At 71.3% G+C, this 14,958-nt stretch carries 11 protein-coding genes; 4 read left to right on the top strand and 7 right to left on the bottom strand.

Annotation, left to right across the window (positions count from 1 at the left end; all coding sequences use genetic code 11):
* Window positions 1–162: 162 nt before the first annotated feature.
* The 4 genes from ACGFIO_RS04905 (at window position 163) to ACGFIO_RS04890 (ending at window position 5,003) form a co-directional block, all read left to right on the top strand.
* Window positions 163–1,986, top strand: a complete 1,824-nt coding sequence (locus ACGFIO_RS04905) for a glycoside hydrolase family 76 protein (RefSeq protein WP_392822109.1) — start codon at window positions 163–165, stop codon at window positions 1,984–1,986.
* A gap of 55 nt (window positions 1,987–2,041) precedes the next feature.
* Window positions 2,042–3,121 carry an LLM class flavin-dependent oxidoreductase gene (locus ACGFIO_RS04900; protein WP_392822108.1) on the top strand — a complete coding sequence of 360 codons (1,080 nt, stop codon included), beginning with the start codon at window positions 2,042–2,044 and terminating at the stop codon, window positions 3,119–3,121.
* A complete protein-coding gene (locus ACGFIO_RS04895) occupies window positions 3,118–3,699 on the top strand; it encodes an FMN reductase (RefSeq protein WP_392822106.1) in 582 nt (193 codons plus the stop codon). Before ACGFIO_RS04900 ends, ACGFIO_RS04895 begins: the two co-directional genes overlap by 4 nt.
* Before the next feature lie 104 nt (window positions 3,700–3,803).
* Complete coding sequence (locus ACGFIO_RS04890; protein WP_392822104.1) at window positions 3,804–5,003, top strand: M20 family metallopeptidase; 1,200 nt, start codon at window positions 3,804–3,806, stop codon at window positions 5,001–5,003.
* Between the two features lie 267 nt (window positions 5,004–5,270).
* Here ACGFIO_RS04890 and ACGFIO_RS04885 read toward each other — a convergent pair whose 3' ends face one another.
* The 7 genes from ACGFIO_RS04885 to ACGFIO_RS04855 all read right to left on the bottom strand — a co-directional run bounded on the left by ACGFIO_RS04885 (window position 5,271) and on the right by ACGFIO_RS04855 (window position 14,893).
* The gene (locus ACGFIO_RS04885; protein ID WP_392822102.1) at window positions 5,271–5,852 is read right to left on the bottom strand and encodes a pyridoxamine 5'-phosphate oxidase family protein; all 582 of its coding nucleotides are present in this window, start codon (window positions 5,850–5,852) and stop codon (window positions 5,271–5,273) included.
* A gap of 193 nt (window positions 5,853–6,045) precedes the next feature.
* Entirely contained in the window at window positions 6,046–7,095 is a 1,050-nt protein-coding gene (locus ACGFIO_RS04880; protein ID WP_392822101.1) for an FAD-dependent oxidoreductase, read from the bottom strand.
* Between the two features lie 161 nt (window positions 7,096–7,256).
* Window positions 7,257–10,097: an NACHT domain-containing protein gene (locus tag ACGFIO_RS04875; protein ID WP_392822099.1), complete on the bottom strand. Its 2,841-nt coding sequence runs from the start codon at window positions 10,095–10,097 to the stop codon at window positions 7,257–7,259.
* A gap of 27 nt (window positions 10,098–10,124) precedes the next feature.
* On the bottom strand, window positions 10,125–11,594 hold the full coding sequence (locus ACGFIO_RS04870) for a beta-N-acetylhexosaminidase (protein WP_392822096.1): 1,470 nt from the start codon (window positions 11,592–11,594) through the stop codon (window positions 10,125–10,127).
* A 126-nt stretch (window positions 11,595–11,720) separates the two neighbouring features.
* A complete protein-coding gene (locus tag ACGFIO_RS04865; RefSeq protein ID WP_392822094.1) occupies window positions 11,721–13,010 on the bottom strand; it encodes a carbohydrate-binding protein in 1,290 nt (429 codons plus the stop codon).
* Window positions 13,011–13,041: 31 nt separating this feature from the next.
* Window positions 13,042–13,791 (bottom strand): alpha/beta fold hydrolase, encoded by a 750-nt coding sequence (locus tag ACGFIO_RS04860; RefSeq protein WP_392822092.1) that lies wholly within the window; start codon window positions 13,789–13,791, stop codon window positions 13,042–13,044.
* A gap of 208 nt (window positions 13,792–13,999) precedes the next feature.
* Entirely contained in the window at window positions 14,000–14,893 is an 894-nt protein-coding gene (locus tag ACGFIO_RS04855) for a LysR family transcriptional regulator (protein WP_392822091.1), read from the bottom strand.
* Between the last annotated feature and the right edge of the window lie 65 nt (window positions 14,894–14,958).

Genomic DNA, 14,958 nt, shown 5'->3' with positions numbered 1-14,958 from the left:
GCCGCGGCGGGCCCCCCCGGGGCGGGGGGGGGGGGGGGGCCCCCCGCGCCCGGGGGGGGCCCCGGGGGGGGCGCGGGGCCCCGCCCCCCCCCGGGCCCCACCACTGAACCGTGGCCGCTCAGCCCTTGCCGCCAGACATTGATGGACGTCACTATGTCATGCATGGGCATCGCCGCTGTCGTCACCGCCGTGACCCTCGTCCTCAATCCCAGCCCGTCGGCGCCGCCTGCCGACAACGTTGTCAACGCCGCCACGGTCTGTTCGGTCTACTGCGACACCCGTGATCCGTCGCAGGCGCGGCAGGACACTTTTCCCGTACCCGACAAGATCCAGAATGGGCGACGGATCTCGCTGCACCTCTCCGAGGCCGACGCGATGGCCTGGGGCAGCATCGACAACGGCACCGCGGGCGACTCGGTCTGGCTGGACCGCAGCTGGGACGGCGGGCCGACCTGGGACGGCCTGCTCGGCAAGGCCGGCGTCCCCGGCTCGTGGACCGGCACCCGGACACTGATGTACAACCTGGCCGACCCGGCCGGCCACCGCCGCGGCCTGGTCCGGGCCTGCGGCGACGCCGGCGGCATCCAGTGCACCGACTGGTTCAGGGTCCGCGCCTGTGACGCCGCCTGCGACCGCGACACCGGGCCGCAGGGCGACCGCCAGCCGGTCCCCTCGGCCGGCCTCTCCGGACGGACGATCGCGCTGCACGTCGACGACCGCGGCATGGCCTGGGGCACCATCACCGGCGGCGCCCAGGGCGACGAGATCTGGCTTGACCGCTCCTGGGACGAAGGAGCGAGCTGGCCGGGCGGGTCGTCGCTGGGGCGGGTGAGCACGCCGGCGGGTTCGACGGGTACGGCCACCGCCCTGTTCGCCACCCGTGACCCGAAGTCCTACCTCTACGGCGCCGCGGTCCGCGCGTGCGGCCGGGCGGTGTCGGGCAGCAACGGCAGCTGCACCCAGTGGGCCCGCCCGGAACGCGACCGGGCCGCCGCCGCGGCCGACGCGCTGATGTGGGCGTACCGACCGGACACCGCGTGGTGGCCGTCGAGCTGGTGGAACACGGCGGCGACGGTCACCACCCTGATGGACTGGATGCGCAGGACCGGCCGCACCGACTACCGCTGGGCCGTCGACCAGACCTTCGAGGTCAACAAGGGCGTCTTCCCGGCCGGCGTGAAGTCGTCGGACCCGATCGAGGGGCACTTCATCAGCCGGGCGATCGACGACGCGGGCTGGTGGGGACTGGCCTGGGTGCAGGCGTACGACCTGACCGGCAACCGCAAGTACCTCGACGAGGCCGTGATCATCGGCAACTACCTGCAGTCGCACTACGACACGTCGACCTGCGGCGGCGGCATCTGGTGGAACCGCGAGCACACCTACAAGAACGCCGTGACCATCGGCCTCTACCTGCGGCTGACCGCGTCCCTGCACAACCGGCTGCCCGGCGACACGACCTGGCTCAACCGGGCCACGACCGGCTGGTCCTGGTTCACCCGCAGTGGCCTGATCAACTCGTCCGGCCTGGTCAACGACGGTCTCACCAGCGCCTGCGGGAACAACGGCCAGACCGTGTGGACCTACAACCAGGGGCTGGCGATCGGCGCGGCGGCCGAGATCTACCGGGCCACCGGCGACGCGTCGGTGCTCGACACCGGGCGGCGCCTGGCCGACGCCGCGGTCAACGGCACCGTGCTGACCAAGGGCGGCATCCTGACCGAGTCCTGTGACGCCGCCGGCCAGTCCTGTGACGACAACCAGAAGCAGTTCAAGGGCATCTTCATGCGCTACCTGGGCGATCTGGCCGCGGTCGCCGGCGACGCCACCTACCGCGGGTACGCGACGACGCAGGCCAACCGGATCTGGAGCAGCGACCGGGATTCCCTGAACCGGCTGGGTCAGCGCTGGACGGGCGGGGACGGCAACGCGCGTGACTGGCGTACCCAGGCGAGTGCCCTGGGAGCACTGGTCGCCGCCCCTTAGGAATACGCGTGGCCCATGAGATGCTTGACGTGTCAAAGACTTAAGGAGACACGTCATGCAGTTCGGCATCTTCACCGTAGGTGACGTCACACCCGACCCCACCACCGGCCGGACGCCGACCGAGCACGAGCGCATCCAGGCCATGACCACCATCGCGGTGAAGGCGGAGGAGGTCGGCCTGGACGTGTTCGCCACCGGCGAGCACCACAACGAGCCCTTCGTACCGTCGTCGCCGACCACGATGCTCGGCTGGATCGCCGCCAAGACCGAGAAGCTGCTGCTCAGCACGGCCACCACGCTGATCACCACGAACGACCCGGTGAAGATCGCCGAGGACTACGCGATGCTCCAGCACCTGTCCGGCGGGCGGGTCGACCTGATGATGGGCCGCGGCAACACCGGTCCGGTCTACCCCTGGTTCGGCCAGGACATCAGGACCGGCATTCCGCTCGCCATCGAGAATTACGCGCTGCTGCACCGGCTGTGGCGCGAGCGGACGGTCGACTGGTCGGGCAAGTTCCGTACCCCCCTGCAGTCCTTCACCTCGACCCCCCGCCCGCTGGACGGAATCCCCCCGTTCGTCTGGCACGGCTCGATCCGCTCACCCGAGATCGCCGAGCAGGCCGCGTACTACGGCGACGGCTACTTCGCCAACCACATCTTCTGGCCGCCCTCGCACACCCAGCGCATGGTCGGCCTGTACCGCGAGCGGTTCGCCCACTACGGCCACGGCGACCCCGACCAGGCCATCGTCGGGCTCGGCGGGCAAGTCTTCATCCGCCCGAACAGCCAGGACGCGGTCAACGAGTTCCGGCCGTACTTCGACAAGGCGCCGGTCTACGGCAACGGCCCGTCGCTGGAGGACTTCAGCCGGGAGACGCCGCTCACGGTCGGCAGCCCGCAACAGGTCATCGACCGTACGCTGGGCTTCCGCGAATACGTCGGCGACTACCAGCGGCAGCTGTTCCTGATCGACCACGCCGGCCTGCCGCTGAAGACCGTGCTGGAGCAGCTGGATCTGCTCGGTGAGGAGGTCCTACCCGTGCTGCGCAGGGAGTTCGCGTCGCTCAAACCGGCCCACGTCCCCGAGGCGCCGACGCACGAGTCGCTGCGGACGGCGGCGGTGCCGGCATGAGGAAACTCGTGGTGATCTCGGCCGGCCTGCGAACGCCGTCGTCGACCCGGATGCTGGCCGACCGGCTGGCCACCGCCACGGCCGGCCGGCTCGAGGTGGAGACGACAGTCGTGGAGCTGCGTGAGGTGGCCCACGAGATCACCGACCACCTGCTGACCGGCTTCGCGCCGGCGAAACTCCAGACGGTGCTGGACGCGGTGGCCGCCGCCGACGGGCTGATCCTGGTGACGCCGATCTTCCAGGCCTCGTACAGCGGCCTCTTCAAGTCCTTCGCCGACCTGATCGGGAAGGGCGCCGTGGACGGCAAACCGGTGCTGCTGGCCGCGACCGGGGGCAGCATCCGGCACTCGCTGGCCGTCGACCACGCGCTCCGGCCGCTGTTCGCCCACCTGCGGGCGGTGCCGGTGCCGACCGGAGTCTTCGCCGCCACCGAGGACTGGGGCAACGACAGCTCCCTGCGGACCCGCATCGACCAGGCCGCGGGTGAGCTGGCAGCCGAGATGGACCGTCGCGATCCGGCCGTCGTCACCGATCCGTTCCTGCTGACCACCTCCTTCGACGACCTGCTGCGGGGGTAGGGTCTGCACCACTGTGGACCGGCGTGCTGACCGCACTCCCCCGCCGGGGCCGGGGGTGACACGCTCAGGCGGACCTGTCGCGCTCGTTCTCCGGGGGAGAGATCATGCCGAACGTCAGCCGTCGCACCGTGCTCGCCGGCGCTGCCGCGAGTTTCGCCGGTGCCCTTCCCGCGCCACGCCTGCCCCGTCCGCTCGACGACCTGATCGCCCTGCGGCGCGACCTGCACGCCCATCCCGAGCCGGCCGGCCAGGAACGGCGGACCGCCGCGGTCGTCGCGGCGCGGCTGCGGCACGCCGGTCTGGCCGTCACCACTGGCGTCGGGGGCTACGGCGTGGTCGGTGTCCTCACCGGCGCGCGCCACGGCCGGACGGTCGCCTACCGCGCCGACCTGGACGCGGTGCCGCCGAGCGACCAGGGCGGCGGTGAGATGGTCGCTCACCTGTGCGGCCACGACATCCACACCACGGTCGGCGTCGGCGTGGCCGAGACCCTGGCCCGCCACCGTGACCGGCTCGCCGGCACCGTCGCGTTCGTGTTCCAGCCGGCCGAGGAGGCACTGTCCGGGGCGGCCGCGATGCTCGCCGGCGGGCTGCTCGACCGGATCCGGCCGGTCGAGATCCACGCCCTGCACTGCGGGCCGTTCCCGGTCGGCGAGTTCGTCGTCAACCCCGGGTTCGGCCTGCCCGGCCTCGACCGTGGCCGCGTCACGCTGACCGGCGCCGACGCGGCGGCCCGGGCCCAGGGGCTGGCCGCCGAGATCAACCAGCTCGGCACCGTCGCCCCGCCCCGCACGACCGAGGACTACGACCGGCTCGTCACCGCCCTCCTGACCCCCGGCAGCCCGCTGGCCCGGTCCGTCTTCATGGCCGCGAGCGCCGAGGGCGGCCAGGTGCGAGTGTTCTACCGGTGCTGGCCGGCGGAACGACACGCCGAGATCCGGCAGTCCGTCGACCGGATCGCGCGGTCGTGGGGTGCGGCCGGCGCCGAGTTCCCCGACGACCCGTTCCCGGCCATGGTCGTCCCCGAACGCGACGGCCTGGCGCTGCGCCGGCACCTCCGACGGGCGGGCGAGCGGGTCCGTACCGCGTACGCCGCCGTACCGTTCAACGGTGAGGACTTCGCACTGTTCCTCAACCGGATGCCCGGCACCTTCACCTGGCTCGGCGTCCGGACACCGGGCCGGCCGGTGGAGTCGGCCGCCCCGCACAACCCCGCCTTCGATCCCGACGAGCGGGCCATCGGCCACGGCGTCCGCGCGATGTCGTCCTGGCTGATCCACCGGGCCGCGGCGGCGGGCAGATGACCCGGGTTCGCGATGCCGGCCCGGCCCGCCCGCGGCGGCCAGACGACCCGGGTCGGCGCGATGCCGGCCCGCCGCGGTGAGCTGACCTGGATTCGCGCGATGCCGGCCGCGGCGGTCAGCTGACCAGGGTTCGCGCGATGCCGGCCGCGGCGGTCAGCTGACCTGGATTCGCACGATGCCGGGCGCGGCGGTCAGCTGACCAGGGTTCGCGCGATGCCGGCCGCGGCGGTCAGCTGACCTGGATTCGCACGATGCCGGCCGCGGCGGTCAGACGATCTGGTAGAGAATCGGGCCGTAGTGGTTCTCGATCTCGTCGGCACTCGCGTCCCGGTCCGGCCAGGTGTCCGGCTTCCACAGCCCGGAGCGCAGGAACGCCTTCGGGCAGTGGAAGTAGATCTGCTCGACGCTCACCTCGAGGGCCAGGATCGGCCGGTGGTCGCGGACCACCATCCGGTCGAAGTAGGGCGCGTCCCGGATCAACCGGGCCCGGCCGTTGATCCGCAGCGTCTCCGGGCGGCCGGGAATCACGTAGAGCAGGCCGACGTGCGGGTTGCCGAGCACGTTGAGGTATCCGTCGGCCCGCCGGTTGCCCGGCCGTTCCGGGATCGCGATCGTGGTGTCGTCCAGCACCAGCGTGAAGCCGGGCGGGTCGCCCTTGGGCGACGCGTCGCAGGTGCCGTCGGCGGCCGAGGTCGAGATCACGCAGAACGGCGACGCGGCCAGCCACTGCCGGTGCTGCTCGTCCAGGGCGTACCGGTCCTTGGTCGCGGCCCGCTCATGCGGCGGACCCAGCAACTCCCGCAGTTCCTCGGCCGACCCGATGCCCACCGTTGCGTCCCTGACGTCCATCGCGTTCCTCCCCCGGTCCCATCCGAATCTAGGGCGTGTTCGCTAATCCGGCCAAGTGCGAGGCGAGGTCCAGAGTGTGGCCGGCGTCGGCCGGGAAACGCCGTCATACCGGTGTTGTACGTCGGCGCTTCCCGGACGCCGTCAGGCGCGCTCCGGGCCACGCCGCGGCCCTGGTCGGATCAGCGAACACGCCTTAGCCGGCACGGAGGCGTTTGACGATGGCGCCGACCGCCTCGCGGCCCGCGCGGTTGGCGCCGACCGTGGACTGCGACGGGCCGAAGCCGATCAGGTGGACGCGCGGCTCGGCCACCACCTGGGTGCCGGTCAGCCGGATGCCGCCCAGCTCGTTGCGCAGGCCCAGCGGGTCGAGATGGGTCAGGGCGGCCCGGAAGCCGGTGGCCCAGAGGATCGCGTTGACCGAGGTGAAGGTGCCGTCGGCCTCGCGTACCCCATAGGGTTCGATCGCGGTGAACATCGGGCGCCGTTCCAGTGCGCCGCGCTCCTTGGCCGCCAGCGCGTACGGCGTCCAGAGCAGGCCGGTGTACGAGACGATGCTGCCGCTCGGCCGGCCCGCCTCGACGTCGGCGGTCACCTTGGCGATCACCTCGCGGCCGGTGACCTCCGGCTCGAAGGCGCCGTCCCGGAAGACCGGCTCGCGCCGCGTGTACCAGAACGTCCTGGCCACCCGGGAGATCTCCTCGAGCTGCTGGATCGCCGAGATGCCGCCCCCGACCACGGCGACCCGCATCCCGGCGAACCGCTCGGCCGACACGTACTCGCTGGTGTGCAGCTGCACGCCCGCGAACGTCGCCTGACCCGGGTAGTGCGGCCGGACCGGGTTGGTCCAGGTGCCGGTGGCGTTGATCACCGCCCGGACCCGCCACGTCCCGGCACTGGTCTCGACGATCAGCTCGCCGGCCGGATCGTCGTCGGCCCGGCGGACCGCGCTGACCCGCACCGGCCGCAGGACCGTCAGCCCGGTGACCCGCTCGAACTCCGCGAAGTAGTGCGGCACCGCCGTCCGGCTGGGCTCGGCCGGGTCGAGCGGCGGCTTGGGAAAGCCCGGCAGGTCGAAGATCCCGTTCACGGTGGCCATCCGCAGCGACTCCCACCGGTGCTGCCAGGCCCCACCCGGTCCGTCCTCGGCGTCGAACACCACGAAGTCCACGCCCCGCCGCCGCAGGTGGTACGCGGCCGACAGGCCGGACTGCCCGGCGCCGATGACCGCCACCGTCGTGATCACGGGACAAGCGTACGGCTCTAGCCGGCGGTGACGTGCCGGAGCGGCTCGGCCAGGAACCGGAACCGGATGCGGATCACAGCGCGCCGGCGGTGTGACGGTCCGGATTGAGGCCGTGGGACGGCGCGCGATCGCCGTCCGGGCGGACCGCCGTCACCATCTGATCATCGATGGTGCCGTTCGGGCTGGGCCGCCACGGTGGAGATCTTGCCGGCCAGCCACTCCTCCAGGAAGGCCAGGAAACGATCCGAGCCGCCGCGCCGGGCCAGATCCGCCAGGACGGCGGCGCGCCGGAGGCCGTGGCGGCGGGCCCGGACGAGCTCGTGTTGGAGCAGTGACGCCGTGGTCTCGATCCGCAGGACGGAGCGCCGTTCGGAGATGACCACCCATTCCAGGTACGGCAGGCTCAGCAAGGTCTTCACCGCCAGCTCGGCCGGGCTCGCCGGGGCGGGGGTGTCGCGGACCAGAGCGCTCGACGCCCGGGCGAAGGACGCCGGCGGGATCAGGTCGAGCCAGGGCAACGGCGCGCCGGTCAGCAGGTCGGCCACGGCCTCGGCGTCGGGCTCCTCGGGCGGGGACCAGCCGTCGCGGCCGAGAAGGCCGACCGACGGTGACGGGTGAGCCGCGGCCCGGAGCCGGATGGACGAGTACAGGTCCTCGACCCCGCCCGACTCGAGCAGTTCGCGTACGGCGCCGAGGTCGCGCTGAGCCTGCCAGGTCAGCAGGGTACGCCGGGACCGGTCCGGGGCCGCCACGTCGAACCGGGGAAGGGCGGCCAGCACCCCGTCGGCGAACCGCTTCCAGAAGAACCGCCGGCTGCGCGACGACTCGCCGGTGAGCACGTCCAACTCGGCCGCGAAGATCAGGACCTCGGACGGGCGGTGCTTCTGTTCCTGTTCCAGGGCTTCGAGGAGGGCGCGGCGGACCATCTCCAGGTTCTCCGGCGACGATTCACAGAGGATCGCGCGTACCGGATGGGCCTCCAGCGCCTGCGTCGAGTGGGCCGGCCCCTCCTGGCTGTCGAGGCACATCGCCGTGGCCCGGCGCACCACCGATCGCAGGAGCGCGGGCTGGAAACCGGTGTACGACAGCATGCGGCTGACGAAGGTCAGCGCGTTCACCCGCTGGGCCGGTGGGGTGTCGTCCCTCAACAGGAGGCGGGCGAAGTCGTCGGCGCCGTACTTGGCCAGCACGTGCAGCTGGACGGCCAGATGAGTGACCTCGGGCCACTCCCCGGAATGGATGCGGTCGCCGATCTCACCGAGCAGATCGGCGACCGTCGGGCAGCGCACCGAAACGTATTCCGCGGCGAAATACTCGAGAAAGCTGCGGTGTACGAAGGCATAGATCGGTTCCGAGGTGGTCGAGCCGACCTCGGCCAGCACCCAGCTGCGACCCGCGCAGACCTCGAGGAACTTCTCCGCCTTGCTGTACGCGATGTCCTCGTCGGCCCGTTCCCCGAAATGCCTTCGCAGGTGCGCGAACAGGGCGGCCCGGCCGATCTGGCCGTCCGTGGTCTCCCGGAAGATGGTCCATGCGGCGTACTGCAACGCGGTTCGCGCGGCCAGCACGCTCTGCTCGTGGTCAACGATTTCGCGCATCGTGTCCCACTGGGCGAACATCAATTCGGCGCAGCGCCGGTACACGTCCGCGCGATTGGACGGAATGAAGTGCTCGGCCACGTAGAGGCCGCACAGCAGCGACAACATCAACGGATTGCTGCGGACGTCGCGGATGGGCTCGCTCTCGCGCAGAAATCCGGCACAGCGGTCGGCGCTGTGGCCCTCCTCGGGACTCCGGCCGCTCGACGCGTCGAGGGTGAACCATTTGCCGGCGTACGTCCGCACCCGCTCGTCGTCGAACGACGACAGTTCCCAGCGGCTGAACATGGCGGTGGAGAGGGGTGCGTACTCGTAGCCGACCTTGCGTGAGGTGACGAGGATGCTGGCGCCCGGGTAGTTGAAGGCGAAACCCTCGATGAGCTCGGCGACGCGTCGCCTCATGGTCACCCGGGTGAGCTCGTCCAGTCCGTCGAGAATGACCACGGCACGGCCGTTCTGCAGCAGATATCTGATCGCGTGGTCCGGCGGCCGGAGTCCGTACGGTTCGGCGCACTGCATCGCGATGAAGTCCTCGATGGTGTTCCCGACGCTGGTCAGCTTGTCGGCGAAGTTCCGCAGCACCACGAGGAAGGGGACCAGCCCGGAGTGTTCGTCCTCGGCCCGGGCGATGTCGTACGCCACCTTCCGGGCCATTGTCGACTTGCCGGCACCGGGCGCGCCCAGCAGCACGTGCCGGCCGTCGAAGAAGGGGCGGGCGGTGCTCGGCTCGTCCGGGTGCTGGCCGGCGCTGGCCAGCTCGCGGCACTCCGGTGCCACCCAGAGGTCGGAGTAGGGAACGTTGCGCGCTCCCCGGACGTGCGGCAACGGCATCGCGTTGAGCACGTTGCGCACCTGCGCGCGCATCCGGACGCTGAACTCGTGGACCTGGCCGAGGCTGGAGATCTCCCCCAGCATCTTCCCGTTCCGGACGCCCACGGCGACGGCCTGGGCCGCGGCGGCGACCTCGGTCTCGTCCGGGAGGGTACGCAGCGCCGGGACCACTTCCTCGGCGGCGGTGACGATGTCGCGCAGCAGCAGATCGGCGGTCGCCGTGCGCTGATACCCATCCAGCCCGGTGAAGTGCCGCAGGCCCTCGACGATCTGGTGGCGGACGCTCGACCTGATCTCATCGGTGTCCCCATGCGTGGCGCTCCGGTTCAACCGGCGGTGCAGGGAATACTCGAAACAGATCTGATCGAAGTCCGGTGACGAGACGTAATGCAGAAGGTCGCGCCCATTGCCGGGGGTCAGATCCTCGATCAGGGAAACGGCGACCCGGTCGGCGCTCAATGCCGCCGCGGTGCCCCGGACGTGTTCCTTCCGTACGCGCGATCTGATCTTTCTGGCCACCGTTCCGGACAGCGCCGAGACAGGTTTGATACCGCCACTCAGACTGAACAGCACGACACCGATCGTCGCATCAAAAATTGATCAAATGCCACGTCCGGCCGGGCCGGTCCACGGGATTTCCGGGTCCGGCCAGAAGGTGATGCCCGCGGCCCGCAGCTGGGTACCGAACCGGGCCAGGCGGCGGGCGTGGTCGTCGAAGGTGGCCGGCGGGCTCCACGCCTTTTCCATCAGGCCGGCCAGGCGGGGCCAGATGGCACGTTCCACGTCGGGCCGGCCGCGGCGCATGGTCTCGCCCCAGACGGCGGCCTCGATGCCCTGGGTCTGCGCCTCGGTCAGGCCGTAGCCGGTGGTCAGGTCGCAACCGGTGGTCTCGTCGCGGACGGCGGCCGGATCCCAGTCGTAGGCGGCCCGGCAGGTGCGGTCGGTGTACTTGATGCCGATGCTCTCGCCGGGGGCGAAGCCGTAGTCGAGGTAGGCGTGCAAGGTGGGCGACAGGATCACCGGGCGGTCGCCGGCGAACCAGGCCGGGCTCATGTCGCCGGCCCGGTCGGCCCAGTAGTGGTGGACGACGGACGGGTCGAGCCCGGTGCGCGGGGCGGGAGTCCAGGCGATCATGGTTTTGCCGTACGCGGTGACGATCCGCCGGGCGCGGTGCAGGAACGTCGTGTACTGCTCGTCGCTCAGGCCGGTCACCTCGTCGCCGCCCAGGTGCAGGTACGGGCCGGGGGTCAGCTCGGCCACCTCGCGGACGACATCGTCGAGGAAGGTGTAGGTCAGGTCGCTGCCGACGTCGAGGGACACCGTGCCGACGCCGTCCGAGGTCATCAGGGGCACGGGCCGTTGGCCGAGACCGAGACGGGGGTACGCGGAGACGGCTGCCGTGGTGTGGCCCGGCACGTCGATCTCGGGGACCACGGTGATGTAGCGGTCGGCGGCGTAGCGGACGATCTCGGCGTAGTCGGCCTGGGAGTAGACGCCGGAGGGGCATCCGGCGACCGCCCCGGCGCGGCTGTGCTCGGCCAGCCGGGGCCACGAGCGGATCTCCAGGCGCCAGCTCTGGTCGTCGGTGAGGTGCAGGTGCAGGCGGTTGGCCTTGACCATGACCAGGCCGTCGATGACGCGCTCGACGTCGGCGACGGTCAGGAAGCTGCGGGCCGGGTCGAGCATCAGGCCGCGTTCGGCCAGGCGGGGATGGTCGGTGATCTCGGTGGCGGCGATCGGCCCGGGCAGCAGCTGCAGCAGGGTCTGGGTGCCGCGGAAGACGCCGGCGGCGGTCGCACCGACGATCGTCACCGCGTCGGAGGTCACCGACAGCCGGTAGGCCTCGCGCCGCGCGAAGCCGGTCGTCGCGCCGGTGTCCGGGTCGCCCAGGCGGAGCCGGATGTCGCCCGGCCGCTCGGTGGCGCCGACCGGGGCGTGGAGCCGGTCGGCCAGCAGCTCGGCCGGGCCGCGCAGGTGTTCGTCGCCGGCGACGACCCGGGCGGTGGTGTCGAGGACGAAGGGCGCAGCGCCGGTTGCCCGGCAGTGCAACGGTTTCGGGATCACGGGCACGGTGGACTCCGGTGATGGGCTCCGGCGGTGGTCGAAAGACCCGGCAGCTCCGCCCGGAACGGGCGGCAAAGGCGGGACCCACCAGCGGCCTCGCCGAGTGGGCGGGACGCTGGTGGGCCCGTACCGTCAACGGTTCTGCAAGGTTTTGACGTTGTTGCCGAAGGTCCAGTTCTTCGAGCCGTCCCAGTTGGCCGACCAGGTCATCAGGCCCTTGAGCTGGCCGTTGAACGAGTTCCAGGCCTGGCCGACCAGTGCCGTCGACATGTATCCGCCGCCCGCACCCGGCTGCGCGGGAAGGCCGGGGACCTGCTTGTCGTAGGGGACGCGGATCGTCACACCCTGGATGACCAGGCCGGCGTTGAGGCACTGGGTCTGTTTGACGAAGCCGTCGACCGTGCCGGCGCTGTACGAGTCGCCGGAGCAGCCGTACATCGAGCCGTTGTAGTACTGCATGTTCAGCCACCACAGGCGGCCGTTGTCGGCGTACTTCTTGATGATCGGCAGGTACGCGCCCCAGATCGAGCCGTAGGTGACGCTGCCGCCGGTGACGTAGGCGGTCTCGGGCGCCATGGTCAGGCCGAACCCGGACGGCATGCGGGCCAGGACCCCGTCGATGATGCGGATCAGGTTGGCCTGCGACGCCGACAGTGTGCCGATGCTGCCACTGCCGGTGAGGCCGGTCTCGATATCGATGTCGATGCCGTCGAAGTGGTAGGTCTGCAGGATCGGCACGATGGTGTTGACGAACCGGTCGGCGACGGTGCTCGAGTTCAGGTCGATGCCCGCGGTGGCGCCGCCGATCGACAGCAGCAGCGTCTTGCCCGAGGCCTTGGCCGCGCACATCTCGGCCGGGGTGGCGACCTTGACGCCGGCGTCCATGCCGTCCTGCCACAGGGCCGTGCCGTCCGAGCGGATCACCGGGAAGGCCGCGTTGATCACGTTGTAGCCGTGCTGGCCCAGCCGCGTGTCGGTGATCGGGATCCAGCCCAGGCCGGGGTGCACGCCGTTGGCCGCGCCGTCCCAGTTCTCCCAGTACCCCTGCAGCACCTTGCCGGCCGGCCGGGGCTTCTGGCCGCAGTCACCGCCGGGTGGCGGGTCGCTGGGTGGCGGGTCGCTCGGAGGTGGGTCGCTGGGCGGCGGGTCACTCGGCCCCGGTGTGCAGGCGCCCAGGTCGCGCCACAGGGTCGGGGTGGCGGCCGGGTTCCAGCCGGTGCCCGGATAAGCGGTGTGCGTGACGAGCGCCTGGTATTGACGGCTCTGGTAGGTCACCTGGGAACCGGCGGTGTAGGTGTTGCCCTCGGCCCACGCCGGGGCGGTACAGGTAACGGCGGCCGAGGCGGGGGTGTACGCCATCACCGTCGTCGCGGCCGCGGTCATCGCCGCGGCCGCCAGCAGAGCCATCCATCGACGTCGCATATCGACATCGTCATACTGATGACAATAAATATCAAGGGTTCTTAACAGTACGGATGAGCCGGGCCGTCTCCTCGACCGGGATGTCGTGGTTGACGCCGCCCGCGACCTCGACGTGCTCGCCGAACGGAAGCAGACCGGCCGACTCCTTCAACTTCGGCATCGTGCCGGCCCCGACCATGACCAGGGTCGGCATCGTCACCGCGGTCATCTCCGGCGTGGGCCGGGCCAGGGTGGTGGTGATGATCGCGTCGTAGACCGTCGCCTGGGCCATCGCCACCAGGCCAGGCCACATCGGCGACTGCCTGATCTGCTCGATCACCGCCGGCGGCAACCCGATGGCCTCCCGCTGGAACAGGGCCACCGCCTCGCCGGGCGCACCCCGGTCGACCAGCTCCTGCAGCCGGGCCGGGAGATCCGGCGCGCCCGCGACGAACGGCGCCTCGAACAGGAAGAGGCGGTCGATCGGCAACTCGGTGGCGGCCCGCAGGGCGAGCACGGCGCCCGAGCTGAACCCGAACACCGAGGCGTGCCCGCCCAGCATCTCGAGCAGCGCGGCCAGATCCTCGACCTCGCGCTCGATGGCGTACGCCGGACCGTCGCCGCTCTGGCCGCGGGCGCGGCGATCGTAGGTCACGACCGTGTGGTCGCCGGCCAGGACCGCGGCGAGCGGCGCCAGCCGGGTGTGATCGTTGAACGCGCCGCCGACGAACACGATCGCCGGACCCGACCCGTCCTTCAGGTATGCGATCGAGGTGCCGTCGGCTGAGGTGATCTTCTCCATGCCCTCTAGACGAACAAGCGGCGGGCCGCAGGACAACTGTCCGCGCCGGTGTCGCCCGTTCGTCCTGATGCTGAACCAGAAAGGAGGACCCCATGCGCTCCTGCTGCTGATTAGCGCCGACGAGAACATCGCACCGACCGGCGCCGACTTCCCGGCCGGGCGCCGCGGCCGATCGCGAGGCGCGGGCGACCCCCGACGCCGCTACTTCCTACGCCGCCTCGGGTAGCACCAGCTCCCGCGCTGACCGCACGAACTCCGGGACCAGCGGGTTGGTGTCGGCGGCACGGGTGGCCACGACGACCTGGCACGGCTCGATGCCGTCGAGGGTCACGGTGACCAGGTCGGGGCGCAGGGTGTGGCGGCGGTCGCCGGCCGGGACGACGGCGATGGCGGTGCCGTCGGCGATGGCCTCGAGCTTGTCCTCGTACGTCTCGGCCAGGGCCGGCCCCAGACGGGCGGGTTCGCCGTCCGGCCGAGGTTCGAGGCGCCAGAAAGTGGTCCATTCCGGGCCCATCCCGGTGCAGCCCACCAGCGGTTCGGCGGCGATGTCGCCGGCCGTCACCGTGTCCTTCCCGGCGAACGGGTGCGACGCGGACACGAGCAGGACCCTTTCCTCCTCGTAGAGGACGGTGACCCGCAGGTCGTCGGCCGGGACGGGCAGCGGGGTGCGGGTGACCAGGGCGTCGACCCGCCGGTCGAGCAGGGTGGCGGCGTCCTGCGCGGCGAGGTGACGGGTGCGGACGTGCGCGTCCGGAAAGCGGTGGCGCAGGTTGCGTACGGCCGGTGTGACGACCAGGTCGTCGGCGTACCCGACGGTGATCGTGCGGGCCGGCGCCGCCGCCACCGCGGCCCGGACGGCCTGCTGGGCGCCGTGCAGCAGGCGCTGGGCCTGGGGCAGGAACGCCGCGCCGGCCGCGGTGAGGCGGCTGCCCTGGGTGGTGCGCTCCAGCAGACGCACGCCGAGCGAGTTCTCCAGACGCTGGATCTGCCGGCTCAGCGAGGGCTGGGCGACACGCAGTTCCTCGGCCGCGCGGGCGAAGTTGAGCTGCTCGGCGACGACCGTGAAGTACCGCACCAGTCGCAGATCCAGATCGGGAAGCATCACCCCACACTAGTCCCGCGTTATGCGTTTCCGACATGACGGGGTGCGAGACTGGTCTTGGACGG

Origin of the sequence: Actinoplanes sp. NPDC049265, from assembly GCF_043197135.1 — a bacterium.
GTDB lineage: Bacteria > Actinomycetota > Actinomycetes > Mycobacteriales > Micromonosporaceae > Actinoplanes.
The sequence above is the reverse complement of the archived record's forward strand: the minus strand, read 5'-3'. Positions and strand labels throughout refer to the sequence as shown.

Coding starts and splice junctions, on each gene's coding strand:
- ACGFIO_RS04905 (WP_392822109.1), top strand. CDS start 163: ATGGGCATCGCCGCTGTCGTCACCGCCGTGACCCTCGTCCTCAATCCC.
- ACGFIO_RS04900 (WP_392822108.1), top strand. CDS start 2,042: ATGCAGTTCGGCATCTTCACCGTAGGTGACGTCACACCCGACCCCACC.
- ACGFIO_RS04895 (WP_392822106.1), top strand. CDS start 3,118: ATGAGGAAACTCGTGGTGATCTCGGCCGGCCTGCGAACGCCGTCGTCG.
- ACGFIO_RS04890 (WP_392822104.1), top strand. CDS start 3,804: ATGCCGAACGTCAGCCGTCGCACCGTGCTCGCCGGCGCTGCCGCGAGT.
- ACGFIO_RS04885 (WP_392822102.1), bottom strand. CDS start 5,852: ATGGACGTCAGGGACGCAACGGTGGGCATCGGGTCGGCCGAGGAACTG.
- ACGFIO_RS04865 (WP_392822094.1), bottom strand. CDS start 13,010: ATGCGACGTCGATGGATGGCTCTGCTGGCGGCCGCGGCGATGACCGCG.
- ACGFIO_RS04860 (WP_392822092.1), bottom strand. CDS start 13,791: ATGGAGAAGATCACCTCAGCCGACGGCACCTCGATCGCATACCTGAAG.
- ACGFIO_RS04855 (WP_392822091.1), bottom strand. CDS start 14,893: ATGCTTCCCGATCTGGATCTGCGACTGGTGCGGTACTTCACGGTCGTC.